Source organism: Parachitinimonas caeni, assembly GCF_030129945.1.
In the GTDB taxonomy this organism is placed as follows: Bacteria; Pseudomonadota; Gammaproteobacteria; order Burkholderiales; family Chitinimonadaceae; genus Parachitinimonas; species Parachitinimonas caeni.
Genome location: NZ_JARRAF010000321.1, coordinates 1 through 244 on the forward strand (window position 1 = coordinate 1; position 244 = coordinate 244).

Annotated in this window: 1 protein-coding gene; it reads left to right on the forward strand. The window is 55.3% G+C overall.

What is annotated here, in order from left to right; translation table 11 throughout:
- Positions 1-244 (forward strand): DDE-type integrase/transposase/recombinase (locus PZA18_RS24880; RefSeq protein ID WP_284103551.1); only part of this gene is annotated, 244 nt, incomplete at both ends.

Consider the following 244-nt stretch of genomic DNA (forward strand, 5'->3'; position numbering starts at 1 on the left):
GGGATAAATGGCATCTGGATGAGGTCTACCTTTCCATGAATGGCCAGCGCCATTACCTATGGCGGGCTGTCGATCAGGAGGGCAAGGTCCTGGATATTCTGGTGCAAAGCCGAAGGAACCGTCATGCGGCCAAACGCTTGCTGCGCAAGCTGTTAAAGGATTTGCGCTACGCTCCGCGCGTCATGATCACGGACAAGCTCAAGAGCTACGCAGCGGCCAAACAAGACATCATGCCAGGGGTTGA